21 protein-coding genes and 1 tRNA gene are annotated in these 19,683 nt (G+C 37.4%); 21 read left to right on the forward strand and 1 reads right to left on the reverse strand.

Annotated elements, in window-relative coordinates; genetic code table 11:
- Positions 1–111: 111 nt before the first annotated feature.
- Together IGJ76_RS02970 and rpoE are read left to right on the forward strand one after the other, a co-directional pair.
- The gene (locus IGJ76_RS02970) at positions 112–549 is read left to right on the forward strand and encodes a DUF1934 domain-containing protein (RefSeq protein WP_067483735.1); all 438 of its coding nucleotides are present in this window, start codon (positions 112–114) and stop codon (positions 547–549) included.
- A gap of 74 nt (positions 550–623) precedes the next feature.
- Complete coding sequence (gene rpoE / locus IGJ76_RS02975; protein ID WP_067483737.1) at positions 624–1,247, forward strand: DNA-directed RNA polymerase subunit delta; 624 nt, start codon at positions 624–626, stop codon at positions 1,245–1,247.
- A gap of 298 nt (positions 1,248–1,545) precedes the next feature.
- Here the strand turns inward: rpoE and IGJ76_RS02980 are convergent.
- Positions 1,546–1,617 (reverse strand) — tRNA-Arg (locus IGJ76_RS02980).
- 59 nt (positions 1,618–1,676) lie between these two features.
- Here IGJ76_RS02980 and rpoN point away from each other — a divergent pair.
- The 19 genes from rpoN (at position 1,677) to atpA (ending at position 19,680) form a co-directional block, all read left to right on the forward strand.
- On the forward strand, positions 1,677–3,008 hold the full coding sequence (gene rpoN / locus IGJ76_RS02985; protein ID WP_430596721.1) for an RNA polymerase factor sigma-54: 1,332 nt from the start codon (positions 1,677–1,679) through the stop codon (positions 3,006–3,008).
- Between the two features lie 150 nt (positions 3,009–3,158).
- Complete coding sequence (locus IGJ76_RS02990; protein WP_172843718.1) at positions 3,159–4,250, forward strand: sugar-binding transcriptional regulator; 1,092 nt, start codon at positions 3,159–3,161, stop codon at positions 4,248–4,250.
- Positions 4,251–4,290: 40 nt separating this feature from the next.
- On the forward strand, positions 4,291–5,292 hold the full coding sequence (gene gap, locus IGJ76_RS02995) for a type I glyceraldehyde-3-phosphate dehydrogenase (protein ID WP_067483741.1): 1,002 nt from the start codon (positions 4,291–4,293) through the stop codon (positions 5,290–5,292).
- A gap of 103 nt (positions 5,293–5,395) precedes the next feature.
- Positions 5,396–6,586, forward strand: coding sequence for a phosphoglycerate kinase (locus IGJ76_RS03000; RefSeq protein WP_067483742.1), 1,191 nt, complete (start codon positions 5,396–5,398; stop codon positions 6,584–6,586).
- A gap of 84 nt (positions 6,587–6,670) precedes the next feature.
- Entirely contained in the window at positions 6,671–7,426 is a 756-nt protein-coding gene (gene tpiA, locus IGJ76_RS03005; protein ID WP_067483743.1) for a triose-phosphate isomerase, read from the forward strand.
- Between the two features lie 117 nt (positions 7,427–7,543).
- Positions 7,544–8,842, forward strand: a complete 1,299-nt coding sequence (eno, locus tag IGJ76_RS03010; protein ID WP_067483744.1) for a phosphopyruvate hydratase — start codon at positions 7,544–7,546, stop codon at positions 8,840–8,842.
- A gap of 145 nt (positions 8,843–8,987) precedes the next feature.
- On the forward strand, positions 8,988–9,347 hold the full coding sequence (locus IGJ76_RS03015) for a DUF1304 domain-containing protein (protein WP_067483746.1): 360 nt from the start codon (positions 8,988–8,990) through the stop codon (positions 9,345–9,347).
- Between the two features lie 153 nt (positions 9,348–9,500).
- A complete protein-coding gene (locus IGJ76_RS03020; protein ID WP_067484142.1) occupies positions 9,501–10,472 on the forward strand; it encodes an alpha/beta hydrolase in 972 nt (323 codons plus the stop codon).
- Positions 10,473–10,726: 254 nt separating this feature from the next.
- Complete coding sequence (locus tag IGJ76_RS03025; RefSeq protein ID WP_067483748.1) at positions 10,727–11,002, forward strand: (4Fe-4S)-binding protein; 276 nt, start codon at positions 10,727–10,729, stop codon at positions 11,000–11,002.
- A gap of 1 nt (position 11,003) precedes the next feature.
- Complete coding sequence (locus IGJ76_RS03030) at positions 11,004–11,279, forward strand: GNAT family N-acetyltransferase (RefSeq protein ID WP_067483750.1); 276 nt, start codon at positions 11,004–11,006, stop codon at positions 11,277–11,279.
- 465 nt (positions 11,280–11,744) lie between these two features.
- On the forward strand, positions 11,745–11,981 hold the full coding sequence (secG, locus tag IGJ76_RS03035) for a preprotein translocase subunit SecG (RefSeq protein WP_067483752.1): 237 nt from the start codon (positions 11,745–11,747) through the stop codon (positions 11,979–11,981).
- A 111-nt stretch (positions 11,982–12,092) separates the two neighbouring features.
- Positions 12,093–12,848, forward strand: coding sequence for an alpha/beta hydrolase (locus IGJ76_RS03040; RefSeq protein ID WP_067484143.1), 756 nt, complete (start codon positions 12,093–12,095; stop codon positions 12,846–12,848).
- Positions 12,845–15,205 carry a ribonuclease R gene (gene rnr, locus IGJ76_RS03045; RefSeq protein WP_067483754.1) on the forward strand — a complete coding sequence of 787 codons (2,361 nt, stop codon included), beginning with the start codon at positions 12,845–12,847 and terminating at the stop codon, positions 15,203–15,205. The genes IGJ76_RS03040 and rnr overlap by 4 nt, the downstream gene beginning before the upstream one ends.
- A gap of 20 nt (positions 15,206–15,225) precedes the next feature.
- Positions 15,226–15,690 (forward strand): SsrA-binding protein SmpB, encoded by a 465-nt coding sequence (smpB, locus tag IGJ76_RS03050; RefSeq protein WP_067483756.1) that lies wholly within the window; start codon positions 15,226–15,228, stop codon positions 15,688–15,690.
- A gap of 311 nt (positions 15,691–16,001) precedes the next feature.
- Positions 16,002–16,721: a F0F1 ATP synthase subunit A gene (gene atpB, locus IGJ76_RS03055; RefSeq protein WP_067483758.1), complete on the forward strand. Its 720-nt coding sequence runs from the start codon at positions 16,002–16,004 to the stop codon at positions 16,719–16,721.
- A 46-nt stretch (positions 16,722–16,767) separates the two neighbouring features.
- Entirely contained in the window at positions 16,768–16,980 is a 213-nt protein-coding gene (gene atpE / locus IGJ76_RS03060) for an ATP synthase F0 subunit C (RefSeq protein ID WP_067483760.1), read from the forward strand.
- 67 nt (positions 16,981–17,047) lie between these two features.
- Positions 17,048–17,572: a F0F1 ATP synthase subunit B gene (gene atpF / locus IGJ76_RS03065; protein WP_067483762.1), complete on the forward strand. Its 525-nt coding sequence runs from the start codon at positions 17,048–17,050 to the stop codon at positions 17,570–17,572.
- Positions 17,559–18,101, forward strand: coding sequence for an ATP synthase F1 subunit delta (gene atpH, locus IGJ76_RS03070; protein ID WP_067483764.1), 543 nt, complete (start codon positions 17,559–17,561; stop codon positions 18,099–18,101). The genes atpF and atpH overlap by 14 nt, the downstream gene beginning before the upstream one ends.
- A gap of 22 nt (positions 18,102–18,123) precedes the next feature.
- The gene (gene atpA, locus IGJ76_RS03075; RefSeq protein ID WP_067483766.1) at positions 18,124–19,680 is read left to right on the forward strand and encodes a F0F1 ATP synthase subunit alpha; all 1,557 of its coding nucleotides are present in this window, start codon (positions 18,124–18,126) and stop codon (positions 19,678–19,680) included.
- The last annotated feature ends 3 nt before the right edge of the window (positions 19,681–19,683 follow it).

Raw genomic sequence — 19,683 nt, forward strand, 5'->3', positions numbered from 1 at the left:
AGCGGCTAAAGAAGGGTGAAAAAAGCAAAAAGATAAAAAATATACAAGTTGGTTGACAAAATAGCAGAAACTGGGAACAATAAGCCTATGAGAAGTAAAGGAGAATGCGAGATGGATTTATCACAAGGAACACCGATTTCAATAAAACTACGTACAAAAGTGAAACAGCAAGGGGAAGTGCAAGACTTTTATTTTGATTTAACGGGTCAAATGGTAAAAATTGGTGATACGTTATACATACGGTATAAAGAAGTTCAAGAAGAAACAGGACAAGAAGTTCCTGTGACGATCAAAATCATTCCTGATGGTCATGTTCAGTTAATTCGTGCTGGGGAAATGCGAATGCGTCTAAAATTTGGCTACAAAGAACGTTTAGAAACAGCCTATAAGACACCTTACGGAATGATTTTGATTCAAACATTTACCAACGAACTGCATGTTAGTTTAAAAGATCGACCGGCCTCAGGAAATATTGTGATTGCTTACGATCTATTTATGGGCGAAGAAAAACTAGGTGAATATCATTTGACCTTAGATTTTACAGCATAATTTAAAAGAAAAGTTTGATTTTTTATCGTTGATTTTGTATGATAAGGGATAGACTGTGAAAGGACGTGTCCTGATTGGAAATTAGTGTATTTGAAGGTGCAAACAAAAACGAATTATCAATGATCGAAGTTGCACATGCGATTTTAGAACAACATGGTGATGTGATGGATTTTTCTGATTTAGTTAATCAAATCCAAAACTATCTTGGCAAAACAGATGGAGATATTCGTGATTCATTAGCACAGTTTTATACTGACTTAAATATTGACGGCAGCTTTATTTCTTTAGGTGACAACCGTTGGGGCTTGCGCTCATGGTATGCAATTGATTCAATTGATGAAGAAGTAAATCATGGAATTGACGAAGAAGATGAAGATAAACCTCGTCGCCGAAAACGCAAAAAAGTGAATGCCTTTATCAATGATGATGAAGATGCAATCGACTATAACGATGATGATCCAGAAGATACTGACTTGTCTGATGAAGATGACGATGATCTATTTGAAGATGATGATGACGACGATGAAGAAATCGCGGCGTACAACTCTGATTTACAAGAAATCGGTGCGGATGACAATAGCGACGATGAAGAAGTATTACCAGGAAACATTGAAGAAGACTTGAGCATTATCGAAGACGATGACGACGATGATGATGAAGAGTATGACAATGAAGAATTTTCTGAAAAAACAGAGTAACAAATCTTTCGCTTGAAGAGCAATGCATTCTAATTGTAGAAATGTATAGAAAGATCAGGACCAACTAGCTGGGAAATAGCTGGTTGGTTTTTTTGTCGATGGTAAAAGAGAACAAACAGAGGCTGTGACAATACTTTTGTCACAGCCTCTGTTTCAATACATGATGTTTCAGACGCGACTTCCTCGAAAGTAAGTCGAAACTCCACAAGAAAAGGAGAAGCCAACTGCTTCTGTCATAACCTCTTCTTTTAAATATAGAAAGCAAAGATGTTTAAATTATGCTAAAATGGCTATTGAACGCGTCCTGAGGGAATCGAACCCCCGTCTCAAGAACCGGAATCTTACGTGATATCCACTACACTAAGGACGCAAGCACTGGCATAATTGTAACCAACCAAAAAATAATTTACAAGGGGATAAGGCAAAAAAATGAAATTTCAACAGAATTTTTCACAAAAACAACAACAAACGCAAAAATTGGCTATGACTCAGCAATTGCAGCAATCAATCCAAATCCTCCAATATAATAGTGAAGAATTATTAGCCTTTGTTGAAAATCAGGCGCTAGAAAATCCTTTGGTTGAAGTAGTCGAGCCTGAATGGCAACCGGACTACAAAAAAACAAGTAACAATTATGATGGAGAAGAGACAAGCTATCTTAATCAAATTCCTGATACAAAAGGCTCGTTGTTTGAATCATTGATCGATCAAGTACATTTGAATTATCGTGACACATTTTTACGTAAAATGATTTTATATTTGATTGAATACATTGATTTAAATGGTTTTTTGACAATTGATTTGGCCGATGCGTCCGAAGACACGGGTGCATCAGCAATCCAACTATTAGATGCATTGACGTTAATTCAACAACTAGAGCCGGCAGGTGTAGGTGCTAGAAATCTTCAAGAATGTCTGATGTTACAAACTGAAAGAGATGATTTTGCTCCAGCTTTAGCTTACATTGTTTTGGAAGAATGCTTTGATGAACTAGTCCAACGAAAATGGAAAGACATCGCACAAAAATTTTCAATCGAACTTAGTGAAGTTCAAAAAATATTTGATTATCTTCAAACTTTATCACCAAGTCCAGGTAGGATCTTTGAAAACAGTAATGAACTGTATATCATTCCAGATGTGAAGGTTTTGGTTCATAGCAACAACGAAGTGCAGGTAGTTTCGAATCGAGCAAGTCAGCCGAATATTCGTTTTCAAGAAACCTATTTCAAACAAATGAATCAAAAAGCAGACAAAGAAACAGCTACGTATTTAAAAGAACGTAAGCAAGAATTTGATTGGCTAAAAAAAACAATGATGCAACGCGGTGATACTATTTTAAAAGTGGCACAAGTAATCGTTTCTCGCCAAAAAGAATTTTTCACCGATGTTAATCGACCAATCAAACCATTGACCTTAAAAGAAGTGGCTTCTGAAATCAATGTCCATGAATCAACTGTGAGTCGAGCTGTTCACGGAAAATATTTGGAAACAACTTTTGGCATTTTTGAACTTAAAAAGTTTTTTACAACCCGCATAGCAAACAACAATACGACTGGGTCGGAAGATTTATCCACAGAAATGGCAAAGAAAAAACTACAAGAGTTAGTTGATCTGGAAGATAAAGCAAAGCCATTATCGGATCAAAAGTTAGTCGAACTTCTAAAAAAAGAAGAAGTTGTGATTTCTAGAAGAACCGTTGCAAAATATCGAGATCTTTTAGGAATCCCGAGTTCATCAAAAAGAAAACGGTATGATAAATAAAAAAAAGAGGGCTAGTAAAAGTATTTTACTTTTCTAGTCTTTTTTAGTTGAAAAGTTAGGAAGAAACTGTTAGACTAACGCATGTGAGGTTGAGGTTTTCCTTTTCATAAAAAAGAAAGTAAAACAATCAATTTTATTTTTTTGTCGTACATGGGTCGTTTTGAGTCTACATTGGACGTTTATCGTCCAACTAAGGAGATCGCTATGCTAGATGAATTGAAAATGATTGAGTCCGTTGCACCAGATATTATCGAAGTTCTTCAAGAACGCTATAAAATTTTACGTAATATTTATTGGATGCAGCCGATTGGTCGACGTAGCTTATCTGAAAGTATGGGGATAACAGAGCGAGTTTTGCGAACAGAAACAGATCTTTTGAAAAATCTTCAACTAATCGATACGTCAAAAAGTGGCATGACGTTGACCACGAAAGGTGAGGAAGTTTATCAAAGTCTTGAAAACTTCATGGATCAGCTTTTAGGAATGCATCAGACAGAAAAAAAACTGGCTGAGTATTTTGGTAATCAACGTTGTATCGTTGTTTCGGGGAATAGTGACGCACAATCAAAAGTGACAGATGCTTTTGGTGAAGCTTTAAACGAATCCTTGAACTTATTACTTCCAGAAGGTGAAAATATCATTGCCGTAATGGGAGGAACCACAATGGCTGTGGTTGCTGAACAGTTGACGAATTTGGAAAACAAGAAACGACATAACTTGTTTGTTCCTGCAAGAGGGGGAATTGGTGAGGCGGTTACCGTACAAGCGAATTCAGTTAGTGCCAGAATGGCAGCTAACACAAATGGGGATCATCGGGCATTGTATGTTCCAGAGCAACTAAGTTTAGCTACCTACAATTCTTTACTCAATGAACCATCTATTCAAGAAGTGTTAAACTTGATAAGTCAGGCAAATTGTGTTATTCATAGTATTGGACGTGCGTTGCATATGGCAGCCCGTCGAAAAATGACTGAAGAAGAGTTAATCATGTTGAAGCAGGCGAATGCTGTAGCGGAATCCTTTGGTTATTTCTTTAACGAAAATGGAGAAGTTGTTTACAAGGTTCCAAGAATCGGCATCGAACTGAAAGATTTAACACGGGTACCAATCATCCTTGCGATTGCTGGCGGAAAAACAAAAGCCAAAGCAATCCGAGCGTATATGAAAAATGCACCAAAACAAACGTGGCTGATCACAGATGAGGCCGCAGCAAATGAGATTTTAAAAGGGGTAACCCTTTAAAATAAAAATTTTTTTGATTTTCATAAGGAGGAAATCTTAAATGACAGTTAAAGTAGGTATTAATGGTTTTGGACGTATCGGACGTCTAGCGTTCCGTCGTATCCAAGATGTAGATGGAATCGAAGTAGTAGCAATCAATGACTTAACAGATGCTAAAATGTTAGCACACTTGTTAAAATATGACACAACTCAAGGACGTTTCAACGGAACAGTTGAAGTTCATGAAGGTTCTTTCAACGTTAACGGTAAAGAAGTTAAAGTTTTAGCTAACCGTAACCCTGAAGAATTACCATGGGGCGAACTAGGCGTAGACATCGTTCTAGAATGTACTGGTTTCTTCACTTCTAAAGCAGCTGCTGAAAAACATTTAACAGCTGGTGCTAAACGTGTTGTTATCTCTGCTCCTGGTGGAGACGATGTTCCAACAATCGTTTATAACACTAACCACGAAACATTAACTGGTAAAGAAACAGTTATCTCAGGTGCTTCATGTACTACTAACTGTTTAGCTCCTATGGCTAAAACATTGAACGACAAATTTGGTGTTGTTGAAGGATTAATGACAACTATCCATGCTTACACAGGTGACCAAATGACTCTAGACGGACCACACCCTAAAGGTGACTTCCGCCGTGCACGCGCTGCTGCTGCAAACATCGTTCCTAACTCAACAGGTGCTGCTAAAGCTATCGGCTTAGTTATCCCTGAATTGAACGGTAAATTAGACGGAGCTGCTCAACGTGTTCCTGTTCCAACTGGTTCATTAACTGAATTAGTAACTGTTCTTAACGAAAAAGTAACAGTTGACGAAGTTAACGAAGCTATGAAAGAAGCTGCAAACGAATCTTACGGATACAACACTGACGAAATCGTTTCTTCAGATATCGTAGGTATGACTTTCGGTTCATTGTTTGATGCAACTCAAACTAAAGTAATGACAGTAGGCGACCAACAATTAGTTAAAACTGTTGCTTGGTACGACAACGAAATGTCTTACACTGCACAATTAGTACGTACTTTAGAATACTTCGCTAAACTATAAGAAACACGTACGAGTGTAAATTTAAACAAGTACACTTAAAAGCGGGGAAGCAATCGCGCTTCTCCGCTTTTTTTGATAACAAGTTTATTTAGGAGGAAACAAAATGGCTAAGAAAACAGTAAAAGATATCGACTTAAAAGATAAAAAAGTTCTTGTCCGTGTTGACTTTAATGTTCCTTTGAAAGATGGCGTGATCACTGATGATACACGTATCAAAGCTGCTTTACCAACAATCAACTACGTGCTTGAACAAGGCGGAAAAGCAATCCTTTTCTCTCATCTAGGACGTGTGAAAGCTGAAGAAGATAAAGCAGGTAAATCTTTAGCACCAGTTGCTAAACGTTTAGGCGAATTATTAGGTAAAGAAGTTACTTTCGTACCTGAAACTCGTGGAAAAGAATTAGAAGACGCAATCAGCAACATGAAAGACGGCGAAGTTGTTGTTTTTGAAAACACTCGTTTTGAAGATGTTGATGGTAAAAAAGAAAGCAAAAATGACCCAGAATTAGGTAAATATTGGGCTTCATTAGGTGATGTTTTTGTAAACGATGCTTTCGGTACAGCTCACCGCGCACATGCTTCTAACGTAGGAATCGCTTCAACTGGTATTCCAACAGTTGCTGGATTCTTAATGGACAAAGAAATCAAATTTATCGGTGAAGCTGTTGAAGAACCAAAACGCCCAATGATCGCAATCCTTGGTGGCGCTAAAGTTTCTGACAAAATCGGCGTTATCGAAAACTTGATTCCAAAAGCTGACAAAATCTTGATCGGTGGCGGAATGACTTATACATTCTACGCAGCAAAAGGAATTAAAATCGGTAGTTCTTTAGTTGAATCTGACAAAATCGAATTAGCAAAAGAATTGATTGAAAAAGCAGGCGACAAACTTGTATTACCAATCGACAACGTTTGTGCACCAGAATTCTCAAACGACGTAGAAACTCAAGTTATCGAAGGCGACATTCCTGATGGATTGATGGCTTTAGATATCGGACCTGCATCAGTTAAATTATTTGCTGATACATTAAAAGGTGCGAAAACTGTTGTTTGGAACGGACCAATGGGTGTGTTCGAAATGAGTAACTTCGCTAATGGTACAATCGGAGTTTGTGAAGCAATCGCAAACCTTGAAGATGCTACTACAATCATCGGTGGTGGGGATTCTGCAGCTGCAGCTGAACAACTTGGCTTTGCTGACAAATTTACTCACATCTCAACTGGTGGGGGCGCAAGTTTAGAATTGTTAGAAGGTAAAGAGTTACCTGGTCTAGCAGCAATTAACGACAAATAATTCACTTATATCTAGGTGTACACTTTGAAAAGAGTGTACGCTTAGCCTTGTGTTTTGAAAAAGAAAAAGGAGTGTGTGTTCATCATGCGTAAACCAATCATCGCTGGTAACTGGAAAATGAACAAAACTGCATCAGAAGCAAAAGCATTTGCTGAAGCAGTAAAAAACAAAATCCCTTCAAATGAAGTAGTTGATTCTGTTATCGGATCACCTTCATTATTCTTACAAGAATTAATGGCATCTGCTGAAGGTACTGAACTAAAAATTTCTGCACAAAACTGTTTCTGGGAAAACTCAGGTGCATTCACTGGTGAAACTTCACCAGCTGCATTAGCAGATCTTGGTGTTCAATATGTCATCATTGGTCACTCAGAACGTCGTGAATACTTCCATGAAACTGATGAAGATATCAACAAAAAAGCAAAAGCAATTTTTGCAAACGGCATGACACCTATCTTATGTTGTGGTGAAACTTTAGAAACATATGAAGCAGGAAAAACTGCTGAATGGATCGAAGGTCAAATCACTGAAGGTCTTAAAGACTTAACAGACGGTCAAGTAAGCAATATGGTAATTGCTTATGAACCAATCTGGGCAATCGGTACTGGTAAATCTGCTGATGCACAAATCGCTGATGAAATTTGTGGCGTTGTTCGTCAAACAGTTGAAAAATTATATGGTAAAGAAGTTTCAGAAGCTGTACGTATCCAATACGGTGGTTCTGTTAAACCAGAAAACATCGCTGAATACATGGCTAAAGAAAACGTTGATGGTGCTTTAGTTGGCGGAGCTAGCTTAGAAGCTGATTCATTCTTATCTTTATTAGACGCTGTAAAATAATTTTTGAAAATTTGTGAAAAAAAGCAATAAATGTTTGCACTTCATCACAAAATTAACTAAAATCGTATATGAGGGAAATCCCTTAGGATAAAAACAAACTCAAAGGAGAGACAAAACATGTCAATTATTACTGATGTTTACGCTCGCGAGATCTTAGACTCACGCGGTAACCCAACAATCGAAGTAGAAGTATACACAGAAAGCGGAGCTTTTGGCCGTGGAATGGTTCCTTCAGGTGCTTCAACTGGTGAATACGAAGCAGTTGAATTACGTGATGGCGACAAAGCTCGTTACGGTGGTAAAGGTGTTACTAAAGCTGTTGACAACGTAAACAACATCATTGCTGAAGCAATCATTGGCTACGATGTACGTGACCAAATGGCTATCGACAAAGCTATGATCGCTTTAGACGGAACTCCTAACAAAGGTAAATTAGGTGCGAACGCTATTTTAGGTGTATCTATTGCTGTTGCTCGTGCAGCTGCTGACTACCTAGAAGTACCTTTATACCACTACCTAGGCGGATTTAATACAAAAGTATTACCAACTCCAATGATGAACATCATCAATGGTGGATCACATGCTGATAACTCAATCGACTTCCAAGAATTCATGATTATGCCTGTAGGAGCTCCAACGTTTAAAGAAGCTCTACGTATGGGTGCTGAAGTATTCCACGCTTTAGCTGCAATCTTAAAAGGTCGCGGATTAGCAACTTCAGTTGGTGACGAAGGCGGATTTGCTCCTAACCTTGGTTCAAATGAAGAAGGTTTCGAAGTTATTATCGAAGCTATCGAAAAAGCTGGCTATGTACCTGGTAAAGACGTTGTTCTTGCTATGGATGCTGCTTCTTCAGAATTCTACGACAAAGAAAAAGGTGTTTACGTTTTAGCTGACTCAGGCGAAGGCGAAAAAACAACTGACGAAATGATCAAATTCTACGAAGAATTAGTTTCTAAATACCCAATCATCTCAATCGAAGATGGCCTAGACGAAAACGACTGGGACGGATTCAAGAAATTAACTGACGTATTAGGCGACAAAGTTCAATTAGTTGGTGACGACTTGTTCGTAACAAACACTCAAAAATTAGCTGAAGGTATCGAAAAAGGAATTGCTAACTCAATCCTTATCAAAGTTAACCAAATCGGTACTTTGACAGAAACTTTTGAAGCAATTGAAATGGCTAAAGAAGCTGGTTACACTGCAGTTGTATCTCACCGTTCTGGTGAAACAGAAGATTCAACAATCTCTGATATCGCTGTTGCAACAAACGCTGGCCAAATCAAAACTGGTTCTCTTTCACGTACTGACCGTATTGCTAAATACAATCAATTATTACGTATCGAAGACCAACTTGGTGAAGTTGCTGAATACAAAGGTTTGAAATCTTTCTACAACTTGAAAAATAAATAATTTTTATTAATTAACTATTTTTAGACGTGGGGCTTGCCCCACGTCTTTTTTTGTCCATAAAATACTAGGTAGTTAATTGTTTTACAAGCTGGTCGAATTTTTATATGATAAATAGCATCAATAAGTAGCTAAGGAGAGGAACAACATGCATCTTTTTTCAACGATCATCATCACATTAGTAGCAATCGAATTTTTTTATATTATGTATTTAGAGACGTTCGCAACGACATCAGCAACCACTGGACGAGTGTTTCATTTATCAAAAGAAGAATTAGCACGTCCGTCAGTAAATGTTTTATTCAAGAATCAAGGAATTTACAATGGATTGATTGGAGTAGGATTGCTTTATGCGACATATGTTTCTTCCGCAGGTAGTGAGTTAGCAAAGGTTTTGCTAGTCTATATTATTTTAGTGGCTTTGTATGGAAGCATAACGAGTGATAAAAAAATTATTATTACACAAGGCGGATTAGCGATTATTGCTTTTGTTTCACTCTTTTTTTAAGTTAAGTATTTAAAAATTCAACAGTTTTATTTATTAGAATGGTACAATAAAAATATAGTTTACTTGAATTTTCTTTAAAGAAAAAATCAGTCTTGGTTAATTGATTGCATAGTGAAAAATCAAGGATAGCTGAGTGGTGGAGGTGATTAATTGATTATTATGTTGTATTTTATTTTAGTAATCGTGATTCTTGCTATTATTTTTAACGTTATTTCTTATTCTTATGCAAAAAAGTTGATTACGGTTGGTGTACAACGAGGTCATAACTGGTATGAAACAACAGGACACCTTTTAATGGATCCTGCAGCGACTGAAATTGTCGAAGAAAAACGACAACAGTTAGAAGAAGCGGCAGAATCTTTTTGGCAAACAGGTGTAACAGAAACAATCAAAAGTCACGATGGATTAAAACTAACGGGAAAATGGTTTGTTACAGATCGAAGACAAAAAAATTGGGTGATTTGTATCCATGATTACCGAAGCACGGGCAAGCGTGACATGTCTTTTGTTGGGAAAAAATATGCAGAACAAGGGTTTAATGTTTTGATTCCAGATTTACGTGCCCATGGCGAAAGTGAAGGAGAAATCATCGGAATGGGCTGGTTGGATCGTCTGGATTTGATTGCTTGGATCAAGCAACTGATGAAAGAATATCCGGATGCTTCGATTGTTTTACATGGCGGTTCAATGGGCGCTTCGACGATTATGATGGCTAGTGGTGAGAAGCTGCCTTCTTCTGTGAAAGGCTTTATCTTGGATAGCGGGTATGTTTCTGTCTATGCAGAATTTCGTTATATGCTAAGCAAGTTAACTTCATTTCCAAAGTGGTTGATTATGAGATATGCAAATTCTTACGCCCAAAAATATGCTGGTTATTCTTTGAAGCAAGCATCTGCTACACGCCAACTAGGTAGTAATCATTTACCACTATTAATTATCCATGGTGAACACGATTATTTTGTGCCTGTTGAAGCAGCTTACACTGTGCAAAATGCAACAGCGGGGGAAAAAGAATTACTATTGGTTCCAAATGCAGAGCATCTAGCGGCAGTATTGAATGAGCCAAAGACTTATTGGACTGTTGTGTTTTCTTTTATCAATGAACGAATTTTAGCTGGGCAATAAATCGTGTTGCATTCTTGAATGATGAGTTGTCAAACTACTAATTAATATAGAAGAAAAAATTCGCAAAGTTTCCTATAAGCAATTTATATTTATAGTGAACTCCAAGTTGAAAATCTGACGGAGTAGTTACGTGTGATTTATTAAAAAAGAATACTTTATCTGATTACTCCTGTTTGCGAGGATAAATAGTTGCTGGTTTGAAGAGAGATTGTTAGAATGAATTGTACAAAAACACAAGTTATTTTAGGGGTGGTATGATGGGGCAACAGGTGAACAATGAACATTTTTCAACCGAAGAAGAATTGTTTGAAGCTGGTTATCGAAAATATTCGGGTGAAAAGATAGACATTTTTTATAACAAAGAGATTTGTATCCACAGTGGAAATTGTGTTCGTGGGAATGCAGCTGTTTTTGAAGTTGGTCGCAGACCGTGGATCATGCCGGATAATGCAAGTGCTGATGAAAGTAGTCGCGTTATTCAAACATGTCCGAGTGGCGCATTGAAGTTTATTCGAAAGGATGAAGTGTAAAATGGAAATCAAAGAAGAAAAAAATCGTTTTGCTTTATACAATGATGAACAACAAGAAATTGGAGAAATGACTTGGTCTGATGCTGGACCAGATATTATGATTATTGATCATACATTTGTCGAACCTACTTATCGTGGACAAAAATTAGCGGAAAAATTAGTGAATAGCGGTGTTGAATTAGCTCGTCGCGAAGGTAAAAAAATTATTCCACTATGCCCATTTGCTAAAAAAGAATTTGATACAAAACCTGAATATGGAGATGTATTACGCAAATAAATAGAAACAAGTAGAAGAGTTACGTTTGACGTGACTCTTTTTTTTTGAATAGATTGTTGAAAGTCGATTTTCATGAGGAGTCTAAACGTATGGAGCTAGCGTTGGAAAGAAAACATTGCTATTTGCGATGAAACATTGGAAGATAAAGTTTTTCGATGTTTTCCAAAAAATTCTCGCAACAAGCCATAGATCAATAAAGTAATGGGAGCTATTTTATCAGACTGTTCACTAGTTTGTAGGAACGAGATGCTTTGCGCCATAATTTTATTCACGGTGTCACCAAAGCAACTTCGCAAAATGATTTATAATTGTTCAAAAATATGAAAAAATACTTTTATCAGTTGCTTTTTATTTTTTCGAAGCTTGAAGCTACAACCTTCTTTTATAACCTTATTTTGAATTTATTTTCATTCTATGGTAAAGTTAAAGAGATGATATTTTTCAAAGAAGGAGGAGCTGAAGCGTATGTATAATTTAATTTTAGGAATCGTAATTGCCTTATCAATCGTCATGATTATCGCAATTATGATGCAGCCAAGTAAACAAAATAGTGCAGCGAGCGCATTTACTGGTGGAGCGGATCAGTTGTTTGGGAAGCAAAAAGCACGTGGCTTTGAAGCCGTGATGCAACGAACAACTGCTGTGCTGGGAGCCGTTTGGATGATTTTATTATTTGTCCTAGCGTTTTTATCTTCAAACTAATCAAGAAACCTCTCGCCGATTTGCGAGGGGCTTTTTTTATTGGTGGAGCAGGTGAAAACGAGAAGTTTCTGAGTGCAACTATGTTAAAATGAAGAGCGAGAGGTGATTGAATTGAAAGGAAGTTTACCAAAATCATTTTATGCGGAGCATGGAGAGAAAGCTGTTTTACTTTTGCACGCATATTCAGGTAGCTCAAACGATGTCCGAATGCTTTGCCGTTTTTTAGAAAAAGCAAATTATACTGTTTATGCACCGATGTTTTCGGGACATGGAACGTTGAATCCAGAAGATATTTTACATCAAGACGCCACAACTTGGTGGGAAGATGCGAAAGCAGCACTCGCGTTTTTAAAAGCAAATGGCTTTCATGAGATTGCTGTTTTTGGTTTGTCTATGGGTGGTATTTTTGCGACAAGACTACTTGAAGAAGAAAATGTGATTGGAGGCGGCTTTTTCTGTTCACCAATTTCACCAGTAGAAACGAATGTACCAGAAAACTTTCTCATTTATGCACAACAAGTATTGAATATCGCAGGACTGTCAGAAACAGAAATTCAGCAACAACTTGAAATTTATCGTCCCTTAGTTAAGGAACAATTAACAGATATACAAGAACAAGCAGCTTATGCAAATGAAAAGCTGTCAAAAATTCAAGCACCAATGTTCCTAGCTCAAGCAGGTCAAGATGAAATGATTGATCCAATGGGTGTTTATGAAACGGCTCGTCGTTTGAATAAACAGCGAGTAACGCTTCAATGGTATCCAACCAGTAAGCATGTGATTACGGTTGGAAACGCTCGGCGGGAGTTAGAACGAGATGTCTTAGAATTTTTAGAGAAATTACCCTGGAATGAGGAAAATAAATGACAAAAGAAACAATTAAAGAAAAAATTATTTTTTTTATGGAAAGTAGCCGTAAAAAAAGCTTTTCAATGGAAGAAATTGCAGAAGGCTTAGGCTTTCAAAAAAGTGAAGACTTTAAATTATTAGTTCAAACAATTGCACAAATGGAAAGAGAGCAGAGCATCGTTTTTAATAAGAAAGGTAAAGTGAAATTACCATTACAACCATTATTGATTGAAGGAACATTTCGTGGCAATGAACGTGGCTTTGGTTTTGTAACGATTGATCCCGAAGAAGATGACATCTATATCCCGAAAGAATCAACTGGTTATGCAATGGACGGAGACACTGTAGCAATCGATATTATTAAAACGGCAGATACGGCACTTGATCGAGGAGCTGAAGGAAAGATTGTTGAAATCCGAAAACGTGGAACAACACAACTCGTTGGTGAGTTCGTTGCTTATTCACCTGAGGAAGAAGCAGAAACGGATCTTTATGGTGTCGTGATCCCTAAAGATAAAAAATTAACAAAGTTTAAGGTGTATGCAGCTGCAGAAGGAATCCGCCCAGTAGATGGAAGTATCGTGATTGTAGAATTGACCCATTACCCAGAAAATGGCTATGCTACTAGTTTAGAAGGAATTGTCAAACAAGTAATTGGCCATAAAAATGACCCTGGTATGGATATTTTATCAATCGTTGTAGCAAACGGAATTCCAACAAAATTTCCTGATGATGTAGTGGCAGAAGCAGATAAAGTTCCTGATCATATCAATGAAAAAGATTTGGTTGGTCGACGTGATTTACGGGATCAATTGATTGTAACGATTGATGGTGAAGATGCAAAGGACTTAGATGATGCAGTAACTGTTCGCAAACTAGCAAATGGAAATTACTTTTTAGGCGTTCATATTGCAGATGTTTCTTATTATGTAACACAAGGAAGCCAGCTGGATCGAGAAGCTTATGATCGTGGAACAAGTGTCTATTTGACTGACCGTGTGATCCCAATGATTCCACAACGATTGTCAAACGGAATTTGTTCATTAAACCCACATGTGCCAAGATTGACGATGAGTTGTGAAATGGAAATTGATTCAAGTGGGCATGTCGTTAGTCATGAGATTTTCCAAAGTGTTATTCAAACAACCGAACGAATGACTTATACTGCCGTGAATGAAATTTTAGAAGATGAAGAACCTGAAACAATGAAACGTTATAAACAATTAGTGCCAATGTTTCAAGCCATGAAAGAACTACACGAGATTTTAGAGAGTATGCGAATTCGCCGTGGGGCTATTTCTTTTGAAGATCGCGAAGCGAAAGTGTTAGTGAATCCAGAAGGACATCCATTGGATATTTTGCTGCGAACACGTGGTGTAGGGGAACGCTTGATTGAATCATTTATGCTTGCTGCCAATGAGACAGTGGCGCAACATTATCATGATCTTCATTTACCATTCATCTATCGAATTCATGAACAACCTAAGGAAGAAAAAATGCAACGCTTCTTTGACTTTGCTTCAGCATTAGGAATCCTAGTTAGAGGGACAAAAGGTACGATTACGCCGAAAGACTTGCAAAAAGTAATCGAAGATGTGGAAGAAAAGCCTGAATCTGCGGTAATTAATACGATGTTGTTACGAAGCATGCAACAAGCTCGTTATTCAGAAGAAAACTACGGTCATTATGGCTTAGCAGCAGAGTACTACACACACTTTACTTCACCAATTCGCCGTTATCCAGACTTGATTGTTCACCGTTTGATTCGTTCTTATGGTGAAGATCGTAGTGAAGAAAAACAAGCAATCTGGTCTGCAGAACTTCCAGACATTGCTGAACACAGCTCAAAAATGGAACGCCGAGCAGTGGAAGCAGAACGTGAAGTTGATGCAATGAAAAAAGCAGAATACATGATGGATAAAGTCGGGGAAGAGTTTGATGGCATCATTAGCTCAGTGGTAAAATTCGGTTTGTTTATTGAACTACCTAATACAATCGAAGGTCTGATCCACATCAATGACTTGAAACAAGACTATTTCCACTTTATTGAAAATCATTTAGCATTAGTTGGCGAACGAACGGGGCTAACATTTAAAATTGGGCAAAAGGTCCGCGTCAAAGTGGTCAAAGCAAGTCCAGAAGAACGAGCAGTTGATTTTGAGTTAGTTTCGGCAGAAGAAGTGCCTCAACTTGAACGACCAAAAGCAAAGCAAAAAGGGAAAGCATCAGGCAAACAAAATCAAAATCGTGGACGCAAAGCAGCTCCACGAAATAAAAAAGTAGGCGGGAAGAGAAATGACTTCCAGCCTGCTAAGAAAAAAGGAAAAGGTGGTAAAAAACCTTTCTATAAAGGAATTAAGAAAAAGAAAAAATAAGATAGTTTGGGGGAAGTAGAATGCCAAAAGGCGAGGGAAAATTAATTGCACAAAATAAGAAGGCTCGCCATGACTACTCGATTATTGACACGATGGAAGCAGGCATGGTTTTACAAGGGACTGAGATCAAATCGATTCGAAATAGCCGAATCAATTTAAAAGATGGATTCGTACGTGTTCGAAATGGCGAAGCCTTCCTATATAATGTCCACATCAGTCCGTATGAACAGGGAAATATTTTTAACCACGATCCGTTGCGGACACGCAAACTACTTTTGCACAAAAAACAAATTGCCCGACTAGTTGGTGAAACAAAAAATGCAGGGGTAACAATCGTCCCATTAAAAGTGTACATCAAGAATGGGTACGCCAAAGTTTTGATTGGTTTAGCTAAAGGGAAAAAGTCCTACGACAAACGAGAAGATTTGAAGCGTAAAGATGTCGATCGTCAAATTGATCGAACGTTGAAAAATTTCTCCAGATAATTTCAATATCCTTTTTCGCATATTCGGTGCTTTTACTTTTACTTAGTGATAAAATTTGGTAGCATTTAATCTGATAAAGCACGATTACTAAAGGTTTTCCTAGAAAATCACCATCATAATTTAAGTGAAAACTTCATCAAATTAGACTGAAACGAAAAAGTGTCTAATTTTCATGAAAATGTTTTGTATTTTCTGTTTCATGGTGGTATGATACCGATTGGTTATGATCAGATTTTTTCAGAGAAACCAAATGCGCACTTGAAAGTTATTTCATGTGAATTTCAGGGAAAAGAGAAAAGAGGTGAAATGAATTGGATGAACGCTCGCTAACGTTCCACATTGGACCTGTGTGGTTTGATGGTACTGTTTGTATGATGGTGTTATTGACTTGTCTAATCGTTTTCTTTCTAGTGTACTTCTTTACGCGTAACTTAAAGATGAAACCAACTGGAAAACAAAATGCGATTGAATGGGTAATTGATTTTAGTCGAGGAATCGTTACAGATAACTTGCCTAGAAAAGAACTAAGTAATTTCCATTTACTTGCATTTACCTTATTCTTATTTGTATTTATTGCAAATAATATCGGTCTAATGACAAAAATCGTATTACCAGATGAAACGACACTTTGGAAAAGCCCAACAGCTGACCCATTTGTGACATTGACCTTGGCATTTATGATGATTTTACTTACACATTTGTTTGGGGTAAAACGATTTGGGTTGAAAGGCTATTTTGTAAATTCATTCTTGAAACCGTATAGTTTCATGTTACCAATGAAGATCATTGAAGAATTTACAAACTTATTAACACTTGCTTTACGTCTTTATGGGAATATTTTTGCGGGGGAAGTTTTGCTAACCTTGATTGCAAAAATGATGACAAGTCTAGGGTGGCTATCCTTGCCATTAGCGATTCCATTAGAGATGATCTGGATTGCATTTTCATTGTTTATCGGAAGCATCCAAGCATTTGTCTTTGTCACTTTATCGATGGTTTATATGAGCCATAAGATTGAAGTAGAAGAGTAATATTTATTTAAGTAATTTACTATTTATTTTAGGAGGAAAAAATATTATGAATTATATCGCAGCAGCAATCGCAATTTTAGGGGCAGCAATCGGTGCCGGTTATGGTAATGGTAAGGTAATCTCAAAAACAATCGAATCAATGGCTCGCCAACCTGAAATGTCTGGTCAATTACGTACAACAATGTTTATTGGGGTAGCCTTAGTTGAAGCTGTTCCTATTCTTGGTGTGGTTATCGCTTTAATTCTAGTATTCATGTAGAAAGAAGTTAAGTACTATATTATTCTCATTGAAACTAGAGAGACCTCAAAGAAAGGAAGGCTAGCTTATGCTGAATCAATTGGCAATTGCAGAAGTTGGCAATCCGATGTTAGGTAATATCATCGTTGTCAGCGGCTCATTTTTGATCCTACTTGCTCTTTTAAAGCATTTTGCTTGGGGACCAATTAGTGAAATTTTGAAGAAACGTGAAGATAAGATCGCCAATGATTTAGATTCTGCAGAACAATCTCGCATCAACTCAGCGAAAATGGAACAAGAACGCGAACAACAATTGTTAGCTTCTCGCTCTGACGCAGCTGAAATTATTAAAAATGCGAAAGAAAGTGGAGAACTTAGCCGCCAAAATATTTTGAAGGATACACAAGATGAAGTTATTCGTCTAAAAAACAAAGCTAAATCGGATATCACGTTAGAACGTGACAATGCGTTAAACTCTGTTAAAGACGATGTTGCTGATCTTTCACTTCAAATTGCGGAAAAAATCTTGAATAAAGAATTATCTCCAGAAATGCATGAATCATTAATCAATCAATATATCGAAGGTCTAGGTTCTTCAAATGAAACTAGATAAATATACTGTCGGTAGACGCTATGGAAAAGCTTTGTTTGAACTGGCGATCGATTCAAACAAGAGTGAAGAAATCTATCAAGAACTGTTGAGCTTGCGTAAAATTTATGAAAAAGTCCCTGAATTAGGGGAAGTGCTCAGTGATGCTCGTTTAGAACCACATGAAAAACGACTTATCATGGATAAGTTGATTAGTGGCTATGACGGTGTTGTTAAGAACTTTTTAGAAGTGGTCTACAATTACAATCGGATGGATGATCTGTTGTTCATGATTGACGAATATGAACATCGTTATAATGAGAATAATGGATTATTACTTGGAACAGTAAAAACTGCCGTTCCTTTATCTGATGAACAGTTAAAAAAATTAGAACAGAATGTAGCAAAAACAATGAACTATCAAACAGTTGAATTAGAAACAATCGTTGATTCTTCTATTCTTGGTGGCGCAATTGTTGAAGCCGACCATCGAGTGATCGACGGCAGCATTCGGACGCAATTGGAAACAATGCGTAATCAATTAAATAGATAGTACAAAGAGGTAGGTGAATCGAATGGCCATCAAAGCAGAAGAAATTAGTGCCTTGATTAAAGAACAAATTGAAAATTATCAAAGCGTGCTTTCAGTTGAAGAAATTGGTACTGTCACATACGTCGGTGACGGGATTGCTCGTGCGCATGGATTGGAAAATGCAATGAGTGGTGAGTTGCTTGAATTTTCAAACGGCTCATACGGAATGGCGCAAAACTTAGAATCAAATGATGTAGGGATTATTATCCTTGGTGATTTCGAATCCATTCGTGAAGGTGATAAAGTAAAACGTACAGGTAAAATCATGGAAGTTCCAGTTGGAGATTCTTTGATTGGACGTGTCGTGAATCCTTTAGGTCAACCGATTGATGGACTAGGAGAAATCGTTACCGATAAAGCTCGTCCCGTAGAAGCAATGGCACCAGGTGTTATGCAACGTAAATCAGTTAATGAACCAATGCAAACAGGTCTAAAAGCAATCGATGCTTTAGTACCAATTGGTCGTGGTCAACGTGAATTAGTTATCGGTGACCGTAAAACAGGTAAAACATCCATTGCAATTGATACAATTATCAACCAAAAAGGGCAAGATATGATTTGTATCTACGTTGCGATTGGACAAAAAGATTCAACTGTACGTACACAAGTTGAAACATTAAAAAAATATGGCGCTATGGACTATACAATCGTAGTCAATGCGGGTGCTTCTCAACCAGCACCATTACTTTACATTGCACCTTATGCTGGTACAGCGATGGGTGAAGAATTCATGTATAACGGCAAACATGTTTTGATTATCTTTGATGATTTATCAAAACAAGCTGTTGCTTATCGTGAACTTTCACTACTACTACGCCGTCCGCCAGGTCGTGAAGCATATCCAGGGGATGTTTTCTACTTGCATTCACGTTTGCTAGAACGCGCAGCAAAATTAAGTGATGAATTAGGTGGCGGTTCAATGACTGCTTTGCCATTCGTTGAAACACAAGCAGGAGATATCTCTGCATATATTCCAACAAATGTTATTTCAATCACTGATGGACAAATTTTCTTAGAAAGTGATTTGTTCTACGCAGGAACACGTCCAGCCGTTGATGCTGGGTTATCTGTATCCCGTGTTGGTGGTTCTGCACAAATCAAAGCAATGAAAAAAGTTGCCGGAACGCTACGTCTTGACTTAGCAAGTTACCGTGAACTTGAAGCATTTACGCAATTTGGTTCAGATTTGGATGCAGCGACACAAGCTAAATTAAATCGTGGTCGTCGTACTGTAGAAATCTTGAAACAAAAATTACATGCACCACTTGCTGTAGAAAAACAAGTAGTCATTTTATATGCATTGACGCATGGTTTCCTAGACAGCATCCCAGTGGATAGCATTCTTGACTTTGAAAGTGAATTATTTGAATACTTGGATACAAATCATCCAAATATCTTTGAAATTATCCGTACAACACAAGATCTTCCAGAAGAAGATGAGTTGAACAGCGTAATCAAAGAATATAAAGACATTTTCTTAGCTTCTAAAGGTAGTACATCCTCGACAGAAGACAAATTGAAATCCATTCAAAATGCATAGTGA

This window comes from Enterococcus sp. DIV0175, from assembly GCF_050529075.1.
GTDB classification, from domain to species: domain Bacteria; phylum Bacillota; class Bacilli; order Lactobacillales; family Enterococcaceae; genus Enterococcus_B; species Enterococcus_B thailandicus.

Coding starts and splice junctions, on each gene's coding strand:
- rnr (WP_067483754.1), top strand. CDS start 12,845: ATGACAAAAGAAACAATTAAAGAAAAAATTATTTTTTTTATGGAAAGT.
- IGJ76_RS02970 (WP_067483735.1), top strand. CDS start 112: ATGGATTTATCACAAGGAACACCGATTTCAATAAAACTACGTACAAAA.
- gap (WP_067483741.1), top strand. CDS start 4,291: ATGACAGTTAAAGTAGGTATTAATGGTTTTGGACGTATCGGACGTCTA.
- IGJ76_RS03015 (WP_067483746.1), top strand. CDS start 8,988: ATGCATCTTTTTTCAACGATCATCATCACATTAGTAGCAATCGAATTT.
- IGJ76_RS03025 (WP_067483748.1), top strand. CDS start 10,727: ATGATGGGGCAACAGGTGAACAATGAACATTTTTCAACCGAAGAAGAA.
- tpiA (WP_067483743.1), top strand. CDS start 6,671: ATGCGTAAACCAATCATCGCTGGTAACTGGAAAATGAACAAAACTGCA.
- atpA (WP_067483766.1), top strand. CDS start 18,124: ATGGCCATCAAAGCAGAAGAAATTAGTGCCTTGATTAAAGAACAAATT.
- IGJ76_RS03000 (WP_067483742.1), top strand. CDS start 5,396: ATGGCTAAGAAAACAGTAAAAGATATCGACTTAAAAGATAAAAAAGTT.
- secG (WP_067483752.1), top strand. CDS start 11,745: ATGTATAATTTAATTTTAGGAATCGTAATTGCCTTATCAATCGTCATG.
- smpB (WP_067483756.1), top strand. CDS start 15,226: ATGCCAAAAGGCGAGGGAAAATTAATTGCACAAAATAAGAAGGCTCGC.
- IGJ76_RS03030 (WP_067483750.1), top strand. CDS start 11,004: ATGGAAATCAAAGAAGAAAAAAATCGTTTTGCTTTATACAATGATGAA.
- atpF (WP_067483762.1), top strand. CDS start 17,048: ATGCTGAATCAATTGGCAATTGCAGAAGTTGGCAATCCGATGTTAGGT.
- eno (WP_067483744.1), top strand. CDS start 7,544: ATGTCAATTATTACTGATGTTTACGCTCGCGAGATCTTAGACTCACGC.
- IGJ76_RS02990 (WP_172843718.1), top strand. CDS start 3,159: ATGGGTCGTTTTGAGTCTACATTGGACGTTTATCGTCCAACTAAGGAG.
- atpH (WP_067483764.1), top strand. CDS start 17,559: ATGAAACTAGATAAATATACTGTCGGTAGACGCTATGGAAAAGCTTTG.
- rpoN (WP_430596721.1), top strand. CDS start 1,677: ATGAAATTTCAACAGAATTTTTCACAAAAACAACAACAAACGCAAAAA.
- atpE (WP_067483760.1), top strand. CDS start 16,768: ATGAATTATATCGCAGCAGCAATCGCAATTTTAGGGGCAGCAATCGGT.